Genomic DNA, 19,142 nt, shown 5'->3' with positions numbered 1-19,142 from the left:
CCGGTCAACCTGCGCCGCAGGCCTATCAGCCTGAGCCAGCGCCGTATCAGCAGCCGGCTTACGATCCGTATGCCGGTCAACCTGCGCCGCAGGCCTATCAGCCTGAGCCAGCGCCGTATCAGCAGCCAACTTACGATCCCTATGCCGGTCAGCCTGCGCCTCAGACCTATCAGCAGCCGGCTTACGATCCGAATGCCGGTCAGCCCGCGCCGCAGACCTACCAGCAGCCGGCTTACGACCCGCATGCCGGCCAGCCCGCGCCGCAGCCGTATCAGCCGGAGCCAGCGGCGTATCAGCCGCAAAGCGCGCCAGTTCCCCCACCGGAGCCAGAGCCCGAGGTTGTGCAGGAGGAAGTGAAACGTCCGCCGCTCTATTATTTCGAGGAAGTGGAAGAGAAGCGGGCGCGCGAACGCGAGCTGTTGGCCTCGTGGTATCAGCCAATTCCTGAGCCGGAAAGTCCGATTGCCACTAAACCGCTGACGCCGCCGACCACTGCGTCCAAACCGCCAGTGGAGACAACCGTAGTCTCTGCGGTAGCGGCTGGGGTGCATCAGGCTACCGCCGCCAGCGGCGGCGCGGCGGCAGCAACCTCGTCCACTGCCGCATCCGCTGCGGCTACGCCATTGTTCAGCCCGGCGTCCAGCGGCCCACGGGTTCAGGTGAAAGAGGGCATCGGTCCAAAACTACCGCGGCCCAATCGCGTGCGTGTTCCTACGCGTCGGGAACTGGCCTCCTACGGCATCAAGCTACCGTCGCAGCGGGAGGCGGAACAGCGCGCGCGGCAGGCGGAGCGCGATCCGCATTATGATGATGAGCTGCTCTCGGATGAGGAAGCGGATGCTATGGAGCAGGATGAACTGGCTCGCCAGTTCGCCGCCACCCAGCAGCAGCGCTACGGTCATCGCTGGGAAGACGATAACGCGACTGATGACGATGAGGCCGACGCCGCGGCGGAAGCGGAGCTGGCGCGTCAGTTTGCCGCTACCCAGCAGCAGCGGTACGCTACCGAGCAGCCGCCGGGCGCCAACCCGTTCTCGCCGGCAGATTATGAATTCTCGCCGATGAAAACGTTGGTCAATGACGGCCCGAGCGAACCGCTGTTTACGCCGACGCCGGAAGTCCAGCCGCAGCAGCCGGCCCAGCGCTATCAACAACCGGCGGCCGCTCCGCAGCAGGGTTATCAAGCTGCGCAGCATCAGCCGATACACCATCAGCCTGTGCCGCCGCAGCCGCAGTCCTATCCGACTGCGTCGCAGCCCGTGCAGCCGCAACAACCGGTTGCCCCTCAGGGGCATCAGCCTGCCGCCCCTGCGCCGCAGGAGAGCCTGATCCACCCGCTGCTGATGCGCAATGGCGATAGTCGACCGCTGCAAAAGCCGACCACGCCACTGCCGTCGCTGGATCTGCTTACCCCGCCGCCGAGTGAAGTCGAGCCGGTGGATACCTTTGCTCTCGAGCAGATGGCACGCCTGGTGGAAGCGCGACTCGCCGATTTCCGCATTAAAGCGGATGTGGTGAACTACTCACCGGGGCCGGTGATCACCCGCTTCGAACTGAATCTGGCGCCTGGCGTTAAGGCCGCACGGATCTCTAACCTGTCACGGGACCTGGCGCGATCGCTGTCAACGGTCGCCGTGCGCGTGGTGGAGGTGATCCCGGGCAAACCGTATGTCGGGCTTGAGCTGCCGAATAAAAAACGCCAGACCGTCTACCTGCGTGAAGTGCTCGACAACGCCAAGTTCCGTGATAACCCATCTCCGCTCACCGTGGTGCTGGGCAAAGACATCGCTGGCGATCCGGTAGTAGCCGATCTGGCGAAAATGCCGCATCTGCTGGTGGCCGGTACCACCGGTTCCGGTAAGTCTGTTGGCGTCAACGCCATGATCCTCAGCATGCTCTACAAGGCGCAGCCGGAAGATGTGCGTTTCATTATGATCGACCCGAAAATGCTCGAGCTGTCGGTCTACGAAGGAATTCCGCACCTGCTGACGGAAGTGGTCACCGACATGAAAGACGCCGCCAATGCGCTGCGCTGGAGCGTCAATGAGATGGAGCGCCGCTACAAGCTGATGTCGGCGCTGGGCGTGCGTAACCTCGCGGGCTACAACGAGAAGATCGCCGAAGCCGCGCGCATGGGACGTCCGATCCCGGATCCGTACTGGAAGCCTGGCGACAGCATGGACGCCGTACATCCGGTGCTGGAAAAACTGCCGTACATCGTGGTGCTGGTGGATGAATTCGCCGATCTGATGATGACCGTCGGCAAAAAGGTGGAAGAGCTGATCGCTCGCCTGGCGCAGAAAGCGCGCGCGGCGGGGATCCACCTGGTGCTGGCGACACAGCGTCCGTCGGTAGATGTTATTACCGGCCTGATAAAGGCCAACATCCCGACGCGCATCGCCTTTACCGTGTCGAGTAAAATTGACTCACGTACCATTCTCGATCAGGGCGGCGCGGAATCGCTGCTGGGTATGGGGGATATGCTTTACTCCGGGCCGAACTCTACCACGCCGGTGCGTGTCCACGGGGCGTTTGTGCGCGACCAGGAAGTCCACGCCGTGGTTCAGGACTGGAAAGCCCGCGGTCGCCCGCAATATGTGGATGGCATTACCTCCGACAGCGAAAGCGAAGGCGGCGGTGGCGGCTTCGACGGCGGGGAAGAGCTGGATCCGTTGTTCGATCAGGCAGTCAACTTTGTGACCGAGAAGCGCAAAGCGTCGATTTCCGGGGTTCAGCGTCAGTTCCGCATCGGCTATAACCGTGCCGCGCGTATTATCGAACAGATGGAAGCGCAGGGTATCGTCAGCGAGCAGGGCCATAACGGTAACCGCGAAGTGCTGGCGCCGCCGCCCTTTGAATGAGTGCAAAGTTGGGTAAATAAGCGCAAAATCAGCCAATTCTTCTGTCCCACCGCCGCCGGCGGTCCTACAGTAGGGGCAGAAGAGGCTCCCGCGTCGGGAGTGACGCACATTAAGGAAGAACAATGAAAAAACTCGCAATCACCTGTGCATTACTGTCTGGTATGGTCGTCAGCCAGGTCTGGGCAGATGCGGCCAGCGACTTAAAAAGCCGTCTTGATAAAGTGAGCAGCTTCCATGCCAGCTTCACGCAAAAAGTTACCGACGGCAGCGGTAACGCCGTGCAGGACGGGCAGGGAGACCTGTGGGTGAAACGCCCGAACCTGTTTAACTGGCATATGACCCAGCCGGATGAGAGCGTCCTCGTTTCGGATGGTAAAACGCTGTGGTTCTATAATCCGTTCGTCGAGCAGGCCACGGCGACCTGGCTGAAAGACGCCACCAGCAACACGCCGTTTATGCTGATTGCCCGCAACCAGTCCAGCGACTGGCAGCAATATAATATCAAGCAAAATGGCGATGATTTTGTGCTGACGCCAAAAAGCGGCAGCGGCAACCTCAAGCAGTTCACGATCAACGTCGGTCGGGACGGCACTATCCATCAGTTCAGCGCCGTCGAGCAGGATGATCAGCGCAGCAGCTATCAGCTGAAATCGCAGCAGAACGGCGCCGTCGACGCAGCTAAGTTCACCTTTACGCCGCCGAAAGGGGTGACGGTGGACGATCAACGTAAGTAGAGGCGAAAGTGAGCAATCTGTCGCTCGATTTTTCCGACAACGCGTTTCAACCTCTGGCCGCTCGCATGCGGCCAGAAAATTTAGCGCAGTATATTGGCCAGCAGCACCTGCTGGCGCCGGGTAAACCCCTGCCGCGGGCCATTGAGGCCGGGCACCTGCATTCGATGATCCTCTGGGGGCCGCCGGGTACCGGCAAGACCACTCTGGCGGAAGTGATTGCCCGCTACGCCAGCGCCGATGTCGAACGGATCTCAGCGGTAACCTCCGGGGTGAAAGAGATTCGCGAGGCTATTGAGCGCGCGCGGCAAAATCGCAACGCCGGCCGGCGGACCATCCTGTTTGTTGACGAAGTGCATCGCTTTAATAAAAGCCAGCAGGATGCCTTTCTGCCGCATATTGAAGACGGCACCATCACTTTTATTGGCGCGACCACCGAAAACCCCTCCTTTGAGCTTAACTCGGCGCTGCTCTCCCGCGCCCGCGTCTACTTACTGAAATCGCTCACCACCGACGATATCGAGCGGGTGCTTGACCAGGCGATGAACGATAAAACCCGCGGCTACGGCGACCAGGATATCGTTTTGCCGGATGAGACCCGCAGGGCCATTGCCGAGCTAGTGAACGGCGACGCGCGGCGAGCGCTGAATACCCTGGAAATGATGGCCGATATGGCCGAAAGCGATGACTCGGGCAAGCGGGTGCTGAAGGCGGAACTGCTGACCGAGATCGCTGGCGAGCGCAGCGCGCGCTTTGATAATAAAGGCGACCGGTTCTACGATTTGATTTCCGCCCTGCATAAGTCGGTGCGCGGTAGCGCGCCGGATGCGGCACTTTACTGGTACGCGCGGATCATCACCGCCGGCGGCGATCCGCTGTACGTTGCTCGCCGCTGTCTGGCGATTGCCTCGGAAGATGTCGGCAACGCCGACCCGCGGGCGATGCAGGTCGCCATTTCGGCGTGGGACTGCTTTACCCGCGTCGGGCCGGCGGAAGGCGAACGGGCGATTGCCCAGGCCATTGTCTATCTGGCCTGCGCGCCGAAGAGCAACGCGGTGTACACCGCCTTCAAAGCGGCGCTGGCCGACGCGCGGGATCGTCCTGACTACGACGTTCCGGTGCATCTGCGCAATGCGCCGACGAAGCTGATGAAAGAGATGGGCTACGGCCAGGAGTATCGTTACGCTCATGACGAACCCAACGCCTACGCCGCCGGCGAGCAGTACTTCCCGCAGGAAATGGCGCAAACGCGCTATTATCACCCGACAAACCGGGGGCTTGAGGGCAAAATTGGCGAAAAGCTCGCCTGGCTCGCTGAACAGGATCAAAATAGCCCGATAAAACGCTACCGCTAATTGAGGCGTTGCGGTAAGGTTATTACACTATTTCCGTGGTCGTAGTCTGCGGCCACTTTTCTTTTTTAATTCGATAAGCACAGGATAAGCATGCTCGATCCCAATCTGCTGCGTACCGAGCCAGACGCAGTCGCAGAAAAACTGGCACGCCGGGGCTTTAAGCTGGATGTAGATAAACTTCGCGCGCTTGAAGAGCGTCGTAAAGTTCTGCAGGTGCAAACGGAAAACCTGCAGGCGGAGCGTAACTCCCGATCGAAATCCATTGGCCAGGCGAAAGCGCGCGGGGAAGACATCGAGCCATTACGCCTGGAAGTTAACAAGCTTGGCGAACAACTGGATGCTGCAAAATCCGAGCTGGAAACGCTGCTGGCGGAAATTCGCGATATCGCGCTGGCGATCCCGAATATTCCTCATGATGATGTGCCGGTTGGTCGCGACGAAAACGACAACGTTGAAGTTAGCCGCTGGGGTACGCCGCGTCAGTTCGATTTTGAGGTGCGCGATCATGTGACGCTGGGTGAAATGCACGGGGGGCTGGATTTTGCCGCCGCCGTTAAGCTCACCGGCTCGCGCTTCGTGGTGATGAAAGGGCAGCTGGCCCGTCTGCACCGCGCCCTGGCGCAGTTCATGCTGGATCTGCACACCGAACAGCATGGCTACAGCGAAAACTATGTCCCGTACCTGGTGAACCAGGACACCCTGTATGGCACTGGCCAGCTGCCGAAATTCGCCGGCGACCTGTTCCATACCCGTCCGCTGGAAGAAGAGGCTGACAGCAGCAACTACGCGCTGATCCCGACGGCGGAAGTGCCGCTGACCAACCTGGTGCGCGATGAAATCATCGACGAAGACGATCTGCCGATCAAAATGACCGCCCATACGCCGTGCTTCCGCTCTGAAGCCGGTTCCTATGGCCGCGACACCCGCGGTCTGATCCGTATGCACCAGTTCGATAAAGTTGAAATGGTGCAGATCGTCCGCCCGGAAGACTCTATGGCCGCGCTGGAAGAGATGACCGGTCACGCCGAGAAAGTGCTGCAGCTGCTGGGCCTGCCGTACCGTAAGGTCGCGTTGTGCACCGGCGATATGGGCTTCAGCGCCTGCAAAACCTATGACCTCGAAGTATGGGTTCCGGCGCAAAACACTTATCGTGAGATCTCCTCCTGCTCCAACGTCTGGGATTTCCAGGCGCGTCGTATGCAGGCTCGCTGCCGCAGCAAGTCCGATAAGAAGACCCGTCTCGTTCATACCCTGAATGGTTCTGGCCTGGCAGTAGGTCGTACGCTGGTGGCGCTGATGGAAAACTATCAGCAGGCTGATGGCCGTATCGAGATCCCGGAAGTGATGCGCCCGTATATGCGCGGCCTCGAATATATCGGCTAAACTTCTCACTCCTTCTTTTAAAAGCGCCTGCGGGCGCTTTTTTTACGCCCTTATTGATACCGGGCAATAATCCTTGCCGCGAATGCAGTGATACTCCCTTTGGGTTAAACCAGCATAAAAAACCAATAATATCGCAAAGCATTATATATATGTCTATATAACGCTTGTCAGTTTATTGTGAGCAACCAAAGCGAGTATCCATGAAAATTAAAGCCCCTGATGCTTTACTGGCTGCTGAGGTAAGCCGCCGTGGTCTGATGAAAACCACGGCAATAGGCGGCCTGGCGCTGGCCAGCAACGCACTAACGTTACCCTTTACCCGACTGTCGCATGCTGCCGATACGCCGGCGCCCGCCAGTGAGAAGGTGGTCTGGAGCGCCTGCACCGTCAACTGCGGTAGCCGTTGCCCGCTGCGCATGCACGTGGTGGATGGCGCGATTAAATACGTCGAAACCGATAATACCGGTGACGATAACTATGACGGTTTGCACCAGGTCCGCGCCTGCCTGCGTGGGCGTTCAATGCGCCGCCGGGTCTATAATCCGGACCGTCTGAAGTACCCGATGAAGCGCGTTGGTAAACGCGGTGAGGGCAAGTTCGAGCAAATCAGCTGGGAAGAGGCGTTGGATACCATCGCCAGCAATATGCAGCGGCTGATTAAAGAGTACGGCAATGAATCCATCTATCTGAACTACGGCACCGGCACGCTCGGCGGGACGCTGACCCGCTCCTGGCCGCCGGGGAAAACGCTGATTGCCCGTCTGATGAACTGCTGCGGTGGCTATCTCAACCATTATGGCGACTATTCATCAGCGCAGATTGCTGCCGGTCTGAATTACACCTACGGCGGCTGGGCGGACGGCAACAGCCCATCGGATATTGAAAACAGTCAGCTGGTGGTGCTGTTCGGCAATAACCCCGGCGAAACGCGGATGAGCGGCGGCGGGGTGACGTACTACCTTGAACAGGCGCGGCAGAAATCCAATGCCCGGATGATAATCATCGATCCGCGCTATACCGACACCGGCGCCGGGCGTGAAGATGAATGGATCCCGATTCGTCCTGGGACCGATGCGGCACTGGTTTCGGGCCTCGCGTGGGTGATGATCACCGAGAATCTGGTCGATCAGCCGTTCCTCGATAAATACTGCGTAGGATACGACGAGAAAACGCTGCCCGCCGGTGCGCCAGCCAATGGTCATTACAAAGCTTACATTCTTGGCCAGGGCACTGACGGTATCGCCAAAACGCCGGAGTGGGCCTCGACGATTACCGGTATTCCGCGCGAACGCATTGTTAAACTGGCGCGCGAAATTGCCACCGCCAAACCGGCCTATATTAGCCAGGGCTGGGGTCCGCAGCGTCACGCCAACGGTGAGATCGCCACCCGCGCCATCTCAATGCTCGCCATTCTGACGGGTAACGTCGGGATCAACGGCGGCAATAGCGGGGCGCGCGAGGGCTCGTATAGTCTGCCTTTTGAGCGTATGCCGACGCTGGAGAATCCGGTTGAGACCAGTATCTCGATGTTTATGTGGACCGATGCGATTGAGCGCGGCCCGGAAATGACCGCTCTGCGCGACGGCGTACGCGGTAAAGATAAGCTCGACGTGCCGATCAAAATGATCTGGAACTATGCGGGCAACTGTCTGATTAACCAGCATTCTGAGATCAACCGGACCCACGAAATCCTGCAGGACGACAAGAAATGCGAGATGATTGTGGTCATTGACTGCCATATGACCTCCTCGGCGAAATACGCTGATATTCTGCTGCCGGACTGTACCGCCTCCGAGCAGATGGATTTCGCGCTGGATGCCTCCTGCGGCAACATGTCCTACGTTATCTTTGCCGATCAGGCCATCAAGCCGCGCTTTGAATGCAAAACCATCTATGAGATGACCAGCGAACTGGCAAAGCGTCTGGGCGTCGAAGAGCAGTTTACCGAGGGCCGTACCCAGGAAGGCTGGATGCGCTATCTGTATGAGCAGTCGCGCAAAGCGATTCCCGACCTGCCGGATTTCGACACCTTCCGTCAGCAGGGCATCTATAAGCAGCGCGATCCGCAAGGTCATCATGTGGCCTACAAAGCCTTCCGTGAGGATCCGCAGGCTAATCCGCTGACCACGCCTTCGGGCAAGATCGAAATTTACTCGCAGGATCTGGCGAAAATCGCGGCCACCTGGGAGCTGCCGGAAGGGGATGTTATCGATCCGCTGCCGATCTACACCCCGGGTTTCGAAAACTACAACGATCCGCTGACAGCGAAATACCCGCTACAGCTCACCGGCTTCCACTATAAATCTCGCGTCCACTCGACCTACGGCAACGTCGATGTGCTGAAGGCCGCCTGTCGGCAGGAGATGTGGATTAACCCGATCGATGCCCGCAAGCGCGGCATTGCCAACGGCGATCGTATTCGCATCTTCAACGATCGGGGTGAAGTGCATATCGAAGCGAAGGTGACGCCGCGCATGATGCCGGGCGTCGTCGCGCTGGGGGAAGGGGCCTGGTACAACCCGGACGCCTCGCGTGTGGATCAGGCGGGCAGCATCAACGTGCTGACCACCCAGCGTCCGTCGCCGCTGGCGAAGGGAAACCCGTCGCATACCAACCTCGTTCAGGTTGAGAAGCTGTAAGGAGTAACCGATGACAACTCAGTATGGATTTTTTATTGATTCCGCCCGTTGCACCGGTTGCAAAACCTGCGAACTGGCCTGTAAGGACTACAAGAACCTGACCCCGGAGGTCAGCTTTCGCCGCATCTATGAATATGCCGGCGGCGACTGGCAGGAGGACAACGGCGTCTGGTAGCAGAACGTGTTTGCCTATTACCTCTCCATCGCCTGTAACCACTGTGAAGATCCGGCCTGCACCAAGGTCTGTCCGAGCGGCGCGATGCATAAGCGCGAAGACGGTTTTGTGGTGGTCAACGAAGAGGTATGCATTGGCTGCCGCTACTGCCATATGGCCTGCCCGTACGGCGCCCCGCAGTATAACGCCGACAAAGGCCATATGACCAAGTGCGATGGCTGTCACGAGCGCGTCGCCGAGGGGAAAAAGCCGATCTGCGTCGAGTCCTGCCCGCTGCGGGCGTTGGATTTCGGGCCGATTGCCGAACTGCGCGCTAAGCACGGCCAGCTGGCCGCGGTAGCGCCGCTGTCGTCGGCGCACTTTACCCGGCCGAGTATCGTTATCAAACCTAACGCCAATGCCCGGCCGTGTGGCGATACCACCGGTTACCTGGCGAACCCGAAGGAGGTGTGAGATGGGAAACGGATGGCATGAATGGCCGCTGATGGTCTTTACGGTATTCGGCCAGTGCGTCGTAGGCGGCTTTATTGTTCTGGCGCTGGCGCTGATGACAGGCAAGCTTTCCCGTGAGCAGGAGCAGCGCGTGGTGGGCAGCATGCTCGGACTGTGGGTATTGATGGGGATCGGGTTTATTGCCTCGACGATGCACCTTGGCTCGCCGCTGCGGGCCTTTAATTCGCTGAATCGCGTGGGAGCCTCGTCGCTGAGTAATGAAATAGCCAGCGGGGCGATCTTCTTCGCCGTCGGCGGAATTGGCTGGCTGCTGGCCGTGTGCAAAAAGCTGCCTGCCGGCCTGCGGAGCCTGTGGCTGGTGGTGACCATGGTGCTGGGCGTGATTTTCGTGTGGATGATGGTGCGGGTGTACAACACCATCGACACGGTGCCGACCTGGTACACCGTTTGGACACCGCTGAGCTTCTTCCTGACGCTGTTTATCGGCGGTCCACTGCTGGGCTACCTGCTGCTGCGCGTCGCAGGCGTCGATGGTTGGGCGCTGCGCCTGCTGCCGGTGGTTAGTTTGCTGGCGCTGCTGGTCAGTATTATGGTGGTCGTGATGCAGGGAAGTGAACTTGCCACCATCCGCAGCTCAGTTCAGCAGGCCTCCGCCCTGGTGCCGGATTACGGGTTGCTTATGGCCTGGCGCGTGGTGCTGCTGGCGCTGGCCCTGGCCTGCTGGTGCGTGCCGCAGATTCGCGGCCGCAAACCGGCGGTCTCGCTGCTCGGCCTGGCCTTTGTTCTGATACTGGCGGGAGAGATGATCGGCCGCGGCGTATTCTATGGCCTGCATATGACCGTTGGGATGGCTGTCGCCAGTTAACTACCTCCATCATGCCGGTGCCTAACCACCGGCATGATGAAAACGTGCTGTCGATAGATGAAATTTTTCAACTGAAATTAACTTCGGCATTTATTAATAAACCAGCAAAAACAATAGCGTATTATCTGTTGTCTCACCTTTTTCCATCCTCTGGATAAAAAACTTCTATCGTAGCCGACAAAACCGCGTCACGCCTGATTTCAGGTGGATTGACAATGTTTTTAGCAGTGGCATGATGCGCTCGCGATCTGAACATTCCTCACGGTTTTTACCCATGACCATCTACACCCGGCCAGTGCAAATGCTGCTCTGTGGCCTGCTTTTATTGACCCTGGCGATAGCGGTGCTGAATACGCTCGTCCCGCTCTGGCTCGCCCATGAAAACATGCCAACCTGGCAGGTCGGCATGGTGGGGTCATCCTATTTTACCGGCAACCTGGCCGGTACGTTGCTGGCCGGCTGGGTGATCAAGCGCCTGGGGTTTAACCGTAGCTATTATCTCGCATCGTTAATTTTCGCCGTCGGCTGCGTAGGGCTGGGGATCACCGTTGGCTTCTGGACATGGCTGAGCTGGCGTTTTATCGCCGGCGTAGGTTGCGCGATGATCTGGGTGGTGGTGGAAAGCGCGCTGGTTTGCAGCGGCACTTCCCGCAGTCGCGGTCGTCTGCTGGCGGCGTACATGATGGTCTATTACGTCGGTACCGTACTGGGCCAGCTGATGGTCAGTAAATTACCCACCGATTTAATGAGCGTCCTGCCGTGGGTGACCGGCCTGGCGCTGGCGGCGATCCTGCCGTTGCTGTTTACCCGCATTATGGGGCAGGCAGAAGAACCGCATGAAACGGTACGTATCTGGCCGATGCTGAAGCTGCGCCAGGCGCGCCACGGGGTCAATGGCTGTATTATTTCGGGGATTGTCCTCGGCTCGCTGTATGGCCTGATGCCGCTGTGGCTGAACCATCAGGGCGTCAGCGACTCCGGCATCGGCTTCTGGATGGCGGTGATGGTGAGTGCGGGGATCCTCGGCCAGTGGCCGGTAGGGCGCCTGGCAGACCGCTACGGTCGCCTGCTGGTGCTGCGGGTACAGGTCTTTGTGGTCATTCTGGGATGTCTGGCGATGCTTAGTCAGGCGGCAATGGCCCCGGCGCTGTTTGTGCTTGGGGCATCTGGTTTCACGCTGTATCCGGTGGCGATGGCCTGGGCCTGTGAAAAAGTGGAGCACCATCAGCTGGTGGCGATGAATCAGGCGCTGCTGATGAGCTATACCATCGGCAGCCTGCTGGGCCCGACCCTGACGGCGATGCTGATGCAGAACTTCTCAGACAACCTGCTGTTTATCATGATCGCCAGCGTGTCGTTTATCTATCTGCTGACCCTGCTGCGCAAAGCCGGGCATCATCCGACGCCGGTGGCGCACGCCTGACCCTGCAACGCGCAGCGCATGCTGCGCATCATCTGCTGCAATCGCATAGGCTTTCTGCCGCAGAGAGGACAAGTCGTTTTTCATGAGAATGAAACGGCGGGGCGGACACAGCTTCCCACGCCGTTGCAGGCCGGCATAAGCGCATCACCGGCCCGGGCGGGATTAGTACATTACTTTGTGACCATACTGCTCAAGGATGCCTTTTACCCGCTCCATGGTCTCTTTCTTCGGCGGATGGACGCCGTCCAGCTTGTACTCTTCGCCCATCGCTACCCATTTGTGTTTACCCAGCTCATGGTAGGGCAGCAGCTCGATTTTTTCGACATTGCCCATATCGCGGGTAAATTCGCCCAGGCGGTGCGCGGAATCATCATCGTCTGACCAGCCGGGAACCACCACGTAGCGGATCCAGACATTGATATTCTTCTTCGCCAGATACTGGGCGAATTCCAGCGTACGATGGTTAGAGACGCCGACCAGGTTCTGGTGAATCTCATCGTTCATCTGCTTGAGATCCAGCATCACCAGGTCTGTTACCTCCAGCAGCTCGTCGATAACCGGATCGTAGCGACGTACGAAGCCGTTGGTATCCAGGCAGGTGTGGATGCCTTCTTTCTTACACGCGCGGAACCAGTCGCGAACAAACTCCGCCTGCAGGATCGCCTCACCGCCCGAGGCGGTGACGCCGCCGCCGGAAGCATTCATAAAGTGACGATAGGTCACCACCTCTTTCATTAATTCTTCAACGGTGATTTCTTTGCCGCCGTGGGTATCCCAGGTGTCACGGTTATGGCAGTACAGGCAGCGCATCAGGCAGCCCTGGAAAAAGGTAATAAAGCGGATGCCCGGGCCATCAACGGTGCCACAGGATTCAAAGGAGTGAATGCGACCAATAACTGACATTGCGGTGTTTTCTCCAGATGTGGCCCATCCGGGGCCGTGTTGGTGCGCAGCTCCGCGGCTGCGTCGAGTCTGTTTTGACAGGTACCCAAAGTATAGATAACTGGCAAAGCAGGCTGGGGCGGGGAATGCTTGTTAAAAAGGCCCCACTGATGTGGGGCCTTTATTGTACGCCTTTTCAGTCAGACAGGGAATTACATGGTCTGAGTGAAGGTACGGGTAATTACATCCTGCTGCTGTTCTTTGGTCAGGGAGTTAAAACGTACGGCGTAGCCAGATACACGGATGGTCAGCTGCGGATATTTTTCCGGGTTTTCCATCGCGTCGAGCAGCATTTCGCGGTTCATGACGTTCACGTTCAGGTGCTGACCACCTTCGATGGACGCTTCGTGATGGAAGTAACCATCCATCAGACCCGCCAGGTTGGTCTTACGAACTTCGTCGTCTTTACCCAGCGCGTTCGGCACGATAGAGAAGGTATAAGAGATACCATCTTTCGCGTAAGCAAACGGCAGTTTAGCGACGGAGGTCAGAGAGGCTACTGCGCCTTTCTGGTCACGGCCGTGCATCGGGTTAGCACCTGGACCGAACGGCGCGCCAGCGCGACGACCGTCTGGGGTATTACCGGTTTTCTTACCGTACACCACGTTAGAGGTGATGGTCAGAACAGACTGAGTCGGGATAGCGTTGCGGTAGGTGTGCAGTTTCTGAATTTTCTTCATGAAACGTTCAACCAGGTCAACGGCCATGTCATCGACGCGAGGGTCGTTGTTACCAAACTGCGGGTATTCGCCTTCGATTTCGAAGTCGATAGCCAGACCGTCTTCGTCACGAATCGGTTTAACTTTCGCATATTTGATAGCAGACAGGGAGTCAGCAGCAACGGACAGACCAGCGATACCACACGCCATGGTGCGGATAACGTCACGGTCGTGCAGCGCCATCAGAGAGGCTTCGTAGCTGTACTTGTCGTGCATGTAGTGGATGATGTTCAGCGCGGTGACGTACTGTTTAGCCAGCCAGTCCATGAAGTGATCCATGCGATCCATTACTTCGTCGAAGTTCAGGACGTCGCCTTTGATCGGTTCAGATTTCGGACCAACCTGCATTTTCAGTTTTTCATCCACGCCGCCGTTGATAGCGTACAGCATGGTTTTCGCGAGGTTAGCGCGAGCGCCGAAGAACTGCATTTGCTTACCAACAACCATCGGGCTTACGCAGCATGCGATAGCGTAGTCGTCGTTGTTGAAGTCCGGACGCATCAGGTCATCGTTCTCATACTGCAGAGAAGAGGTATCGATGGACACTTTAGCGGCGAATTTCTTGAAGCTCAGCGGCAGTTTTTCAGACCACAGGATAGTAATGTTCGGCTCCGGAGACGGCCCCATGGTGTACAGGGTGTTCAGGAAGCGGAAGCTGTTTTTGGTCACCAGAGTACGGCCGTCAACGCCCATACCGCCGATGGATTCCGTTGCCCAAATCGGGTCGCCGGAGAACAGTTCATCATATTCCGGGGTACGCAGGAAGCGAACCATACGCAGTTTCATGACCAGGTGGTCAACCATTTCCTGCGCGTCTTGCTCGGTGATTTTACCCGCCTGCAGGTCACGCTCGATGTAGATATCCAGGAAGCTGGAGGTACGACCGAAGGACATTGCCGCGCCGTTCTGAGATTTCACGGCAGCCAGGTAACCGAAGTAGGTCCACTGAATCGCTTCCTGAGCGGTGGTCGCCGGACCGGAGATGTCATAGCCATATTTAGCGGCCATCTCTTTGATCTGGCCCAGTGCGCGGTGTTGTTCAGCGATTTCTTCACGCAGACGGATGGTCGCTTCCAGGTCTTCGCCGCTTTCCAGTTTCGCTTGCAGAGAGTTGAACTGGGCGAATTTGTCTTTCATCAGGAAGTCGATACCGTACAGCGCAACGCGACGGTAGTCACCGATGATACGACCACGACCGTAAGCATCCGGCAGACCCGTCAGCACGCCGGATTTACGGCAGCGCAGGATGTCCGGGGTATAGACGTCGAAAACGCCCTGGTTGTGAGTTTTACGGTACTCTGTGAAGATTTTTTTCAGCATCGGGTCCAGCTCGCGATTATACGCTTTGCAGGAACCTTCAACCATTTTGATACCACCGAACGGGATGATCGCACGTTTCAGCGGCGCTTCGGTCTGCAGACCAACGATTTTTTCCAGACCTTTCTCGATATAGCCCGCGTCGTGAGAGGTGATGGTGGAAGCCAGGGCAGTGTCAAAATCAACAGGCGCGTGAGTGCGGTTTTCCTGTTTTACACCTTCCATTACGGTGTCCCACAGCTTGGTGGTCGCTTCAGTCGCGCCAGCCAGGAAGGATTCGTCGCCTTCATATGGGGTGTAGTTTTTCTGAATAAAGTCACGGACGTTGACTTCATTCTGCCAGTCACCTTTCGTAAAACCTTCCCAGGCTGTGGCTAACTTTTCATTAAGCTCGGACATGTAACACCTACCTTCTTAAGTGGATTTTTTATTTACTGCCTGAAACAACCCTTAGTGATGGTCGTTGCCACGCAGGTAAATGACCCAGTATGTCAACCCGACCAGCAGACCCCCGCCGATAATGTTCCCGATAGTTACCGGAATCAGGTTATCAGTGATGAAGTTCATAACGGTCAAGTGAGAGAAACTTTCCGGAGTCGAACCGATGGCGGTCCAGAATTCCGGGCTTGCAAAGTTGCGGATTACGATACCCATCGGGATCATAAACATGTTGGCGATGCTGTGCTCAAAGCCGCTGGCAACGAACATCGCTACCGGCAGGACCATGATCATCGCTTTATCCATCAGGCTACGACCGGAATAGCTCATCCATACGGCGAGACAAACCATCAGGTTAGCGAGGATACCCAGGCTCACGGCCTCCACAAAAGTATGGTGCATTTTGTGGTCGGCGGTCTGCAGAACGTTTAGCCCCCAGCCGCCGTTGGCAGTCATATATTCGCCTGATAACCACATCAGCAGCACAAACAGCAGCGCGCCCACCAGGTTACCAAAATAGACGTTGAGCCAGTTTTTTGCCAGTTGCCCCCAGGTAATTCGACCGCTGGCTTTGGCCACCACGATCAGTACCGTAGAGGTAAAGAGGTCAGCGCCGCAGATAACGCACAGAATCAGACCCAGAGAAAAACAGATCCCACCGATAAGTTTGGCAATCCCATAAGGCATCGCGGCAGTGCCGGTGGTCGCGGTGATATAGAATACGAAAGCGATGGAGATGAAAACGCCAGCGGTGATCGCCAGATAAAACGTCTTCATCGGATGCTTCGTTGCTTTATAGACACCTGCTTCTTCGGCGACTTTCGCCATCGCGGCAGGGAGCAAAAGATCAAAAGGGTTGTCAGCTTTCACACTAACTCTCTCTTTATATAAGTTGGCGGTGAGATACTAACAAAGCATTATAGAAGGGAAATTGATATAGATCATATCTCACCGGAACTATATGCCTTTTTAGTGTGTGGTTTTTATTGAAATTATCAGTAAGCCAATGAAATGTATAGAGAAAATAATTTTTAAATTTTATAGATAATGTTGAATTTTTTCTTTTTTACCCCCATTTTTGAGTTAATTAAAATGGAGTATTTTTATTAAATTTAACAATTGATAAATGATGAAATGGCGTTATTTAACATTAATTAACTTTACAACTACAAATTATAGGAGGCGCTTTCTCAGGGTTAAATAACGGAGCCGCTGAGGGCTCCGTTGTAAGCATGAACGATGGCGCAAGCTGGGCTTATTTTGCCCAAAACGCCGCTTTCGCCCGCTGCAGTTTTTCATAGGCTTTCAGCAGCGACTGATGGGCCGGGAAGGCCTGCAGATCGCTATCGACCGCCTGGAGACCATAGAACGGCGCTTCCCCGCTCAGCGCCGCGCTGGCGGCTTCGACCGCGTCGGCGCCGTACATACGGATGAAGGCGTTCAGGTACTGCAGCGGCTGACGCTCTTCTTCCTGGCTCAGCAGCAGCAGGGTTTGCAGACAGCGATAGTAGTTCGCGCGCTCCGCGCTGAAGACCGAAGCATTAAATTCCATGGTCCACTCGGTCCAGATCAGCGCCTGTTCCAGATCGCCGCCGGCCAGGGCCAGCATCGCTTTCAGCTCGCCGACGCGCAGGGTATACCAGCCGTTGTCTTTTCCGGTGGCGAGCCCCAGCAGTTCGCGAACGCGGGTGAAATCATCCAGACCCTCATCGTCCATCTGCTCGATCAGCGCCAGGTAATCTTCTTTATCCCACTCGCTGCCCGGCAGGGACAGAATGGTGTCCCGCAGATGAGCGCCCATGCTGTTGTTCGCCAGCCACAGGTCTTCCGCCGGGTATATGTCCGACATCCCCGGGACGATGATACGGCAGGCGTAAACGCCCAGGTGCTCGTAGTCGGCGATGTACACTTCTTTATCTTCGGCCTTGAAGATGGCCATCAGGGTGGCGAACTCTTCTTCGGTAGTACCAGAGAAGCTCCAGTCAACGAATGGATAGTCGGCGTCCTGCTTGAACATATCCCAGGAGATCAGGCCGCTGGAGTCGATAAAGTGGGTTTCGAGGTTCGTGTGCTCGGCGACCTCTTCGTCATCGAAGGTTGGCGGCGTGAAGACATCGAGGTCTTTCAGGCTGCGGCCCTGCAGCAGTTCGGTGACGGTTCGCTCCAGCGCCACGCCAAAGTCCGGGTGGGCGCCGAAGGAGGCGAAGCAGGTGCCGTTAGCCGGGTTAAACAGCACGACGCAGATAACCGGATATTTGCCGCCGAGCGAGCCATCATAGGCAAAGATCGGGAAACCTTCAGCTTCCAGTTTGGCGATCGATTCCACGACGCCCGGATAGCGCGCCATGACTTCCGCCGGGATCTCCGGCAGGCTGATGCTTTCAGCGATGATGCGGTTTTTAATGTGACGTTCAAAGACCTCTGACAGACCCTGTACCCGCGCTTCGTTGCGGGTGTTACCGGCGGACATGCCGTTGGAGACGTACAGGTTGCCGACAATATTCATCGGAATATAGACGGTTTCGCCGTCGGACTGGCGGGTAAAAGGCAGACCGCACACGCCGCGCTCATCGTTACCCGACTGCAGATCCACCAGCATACTGGCCGTTAACTGATCGTCAGGATCGTAGAACGCGCGCAGGCGGGCATCCAGCAGACCTTCCGGGACTTCATCATCCTCAGTCAGCGGGAACCACTTTTCGTTCGGGTAGTGAACAAACGGGCCGTTAGCGATAGTGTCGCCTAACCAGAAGTCGGCGAAGAAATAGTTAGTGGACAGACGTTCGAAATATTCGCCCAGCGCGGAGGCCAGGGCTGCCTTTTTGGTGGCGCCTTTACCATTGGTAAAGCACAGCGCGCACGCTTTATCGCGAATGTGAACGGACCACACGTGCGGCACCGGGTTCAGCCACGAGGCCTCTTCGATATCAAATCCGAGGTCGAGCAATTTCTGCTGGAAGCGAGCGATGGAATCTTCCAGGGCGGCATCTTTGCCGGGAATAAACGTTTGGGTCATGGCGATCACTTTTGTCGTACGGAAAGCGCGCAATGATACGGCTTTTATCTGACAGGTGCTATCTCCATCATCTGGCTATGCTTAGAGGCATCTTTAATACACAGGGAGATGGAAAATGAAAGCCTTTGACTGGCAGCGGATGGCGCTCGATAAAGTACCGGTGGAATTCCTGGCGGAGGTGGCGTTGCGCAGCCTCTATACCTTCGTTCTGGTCTTTATTTTCCTCAAGATTACCGGACGGCGCGGCGTGCGGCAGATGTCGCTGTTCGAGGTGCTGATTATTTTGACCCTCGGCTCGGCGGCGGGTGACGTGGCGTTTTATGACGATGTGCCGCTGCTGCCGGTGCTGGTGGTCTTCGTTACGCTGGCGCTACTGTATCGCGGCATTATGTGGCTGATGGGGCATAGCGAAAAGCTGGAGGATCTACTGGAGGGGAAACCTATCGTAGTGGTGGAAGAGGGACAGTTGGCCTGGGAGAAGCTGCATGCGGAAAACATGACCGAATTCGAATTTTTTATGGAGCTGCGGGTCAACAGCGTCGAGCAGCTTGGCCAGGTCCGGCTGGCAATCCTCGAAACCAACGGGCAGATCAGCGTGTTTTATTATCCCGATGAAGAGGTGAGGGCCGGATTATCGATCCTTCCAGCGCATTGTACCACACGCTATACCACCATTCCGCAAGAGGGGATCTATGCCTGCGTGCGCTGCAGCATCGTAATGGCGATGCAGGCGGGAGAAAAACGAATATGTCCGCGCTGCGCAAATGCAGAATGGTCGAAGGCCAGCCGGGCGAAACGGCTTACCTGACAGCAAATATGTCGGTT

At 57.0% G+C, this 19,142-nt stretch carries 12 protein-coding genes and 1 pseudogene; 9 read left to right on the top strand and 4 right to left on the bottom strand.

Annotated elements, in window-relative coordinates:
- The 8 genes and pseudogenes from ftsK to RRF55_RS00985 all read left to right on the top strand — a co-directional run.
- A partial coding sequence (ftsK, locus tag RRF55_RS01020) for a DNA translocase FtsK (RefSeq protein ID WP_395032516.1) occupies positions 1-2,861 on the top strand: 2,861 nt, incomplete at its 5' end.
- Positions 2,862-2,983: 122 nt separating this feature from the next.
- Positions 2,984-3,595 (top strand): outer membrane lipoprotein chaperone LolA, encoded by a 612-nt coding sequence (gene lolA, locus RRF55_RS01015; RefSeq protein WP_002898132.1) that lies wholly within the window; start codon positions 2,984-2,986, stop codon positions 3,593-3,595.
- A gap of 8 nt (positions 3,596-3,603) precedes the next feature.
- Positions 3,604-4,947, top strand: a complete 1,344-nt coding sequence (gene rarA / locus RRF55_RS01010; protein ID WP_019704639.1) for a replication-associated recombination protein RarA — start codon at positions 3,604-3,606, stop codon at positions 4,945-4,947.
- A gap of 90 nt (positions 4,948-5,037) precedes the next feature.
- A complete protein-coding gene (gene serS, locus RRF55_RS01005; protein WP_021313336.1) occupies positions 5,038-6,330 on the top strand; it encodes a serine--tRNA ligase in 1,293 nt (430 codons plus the stop codon).
- 200 nt (positions 6,331-6,530) lie between these two features.
- Positions 6,531-8,969, top strand: coding sequence for a dimethylsulfoxide reductase subunit A (gene dmsA / locus RRF55_RS01000; RefSeq protein WP_004147794.1), 2,439 nt, complete (start codon positions 6,531-6,533; stop codon positions 8,967-8,969).
- Positions 8,970-8,979: 10 nt separating this feature from the next.
- Positions 8,980-9,597, top strand: a pseudogene (locus tag RRF55_RS00995) (DMSO/selenate family reductase complex B subunit).
- 1 nt (position 9,598) lies between these two features.
- Positions 9,599-10,462 (top strand): dimethyl sulfoxide reductase anchor subunit family protein, encoded by an 864-nt coding sequence (locus RRF55_RS00990; protein WP_004183542.1) that lies wholly within the window; start codon positions 9,599-9,601, stop codon positions 10,460-10,462.
- Positions 10,463-10,736: 274 nt separating this feature from the next.
- On the top strand, positions 10,737-11,885 hold the full coding sequence (locus RRF55_RS00985; protein ID WP_004150843.1) for an MFS transporter: 1,149 nt from the start codon (positions 10,737-10,739) through the stop codon (positions 11,883-11,885).
- Positions 11,886-12,047: 162 nt separating this feature from the next.
- On the opposite strand, the gene pflA is transcribed toward RRF55_RS00985, so the two are convergent.
- The 4 genes from pflA to ycaO all read right to left on the bottom strand — a co-directional run bounded on the left by pflA (position 12,048) and on the right by ycaO (position 18,317).
- On the bottom strand, positions 12,048-12,788 hold the full coding sequence (gene pflA, locus RRF55_RS00980; RefSeq protein WP_002898145.1) for a pyruvate formate lyase 1-activating protein: 741 nt from the start codon (positions 12,786-12,788) through the stop codon (positions 12,048-12,050).
- 191 nt (positions 12,789-12,979) lie between these two features.
- The gene (pflB, locus tag RRF55_RS00975) at positions 12,980-15,262 is read right to left on the bottom strand and encodes a formate C-acetyltransferase (RefSeq protein WP_023328691.1); all 2,283 of its coding nucleotides are present in this window, start codon (positions 15,260-15,262) and stop codon (positions 12,980-12,982) included.
- A gap of 51 nt (positions 15,263-15,313) precedes the next feature.
- Positions 15,314-16,171, bottom strand: coding sequence for a formate transporter FocA (gene focA, locus RRF55_RS00970; RefSeq protein WP_002898150.1), 858 nt, complete (start codon positions 16,169-16,171; stop codon positions 15,314-15,316).
- 385 nt (positions 16,172-16,556) lie between these two features.
- Positions 16,557-18,317 carry a 30S ribosomal protein S12 methylthiotransferase accessory factor YcaO gene (gene ycaO / locus RRF55_RS00965; protein WP_032415649.1) on the bottom strand — a complete coding sequence of 587 codons (1,761 nt, stop codon included), beginning with the start codon at positions 18,315-18,317 and terminating at the stop codon, positions 16,557-16,559.
- Positions 18,318-18,432: 115 nt separating this feature from the next.
- On the opposite strand from ycaO, the gene RRF55_RS00960 reads away from it, so the two are divergent.
- Complete coding sequence (locus RRF55_RS00960; protein WP_002898152.1) at positions 18,433-19,125, top strand: DUF421 domain-containing protein; 693 nt, start codon at positions 18,433-18,435, stop codon at positions 19,123-19,125.
- Positions 19,126-19,142 lie beyond the last annotated feature (17 nt).

It is taken from the genome of Klebsiella sp. K47 (assembly GCF_051858335.1).
Lineage (GTDB): Bacteria > Pseudomonadota > Gammaproteobacteria > Enterobacterales > Enterobacteriaceae > Klebsiella > Klebsiella pneumoniae.
The sequence above is the reverse complement of the archived record's forward strand: the minus strand, read 5'-3'. Positions and strand labels throughout refer to the sequence as shown.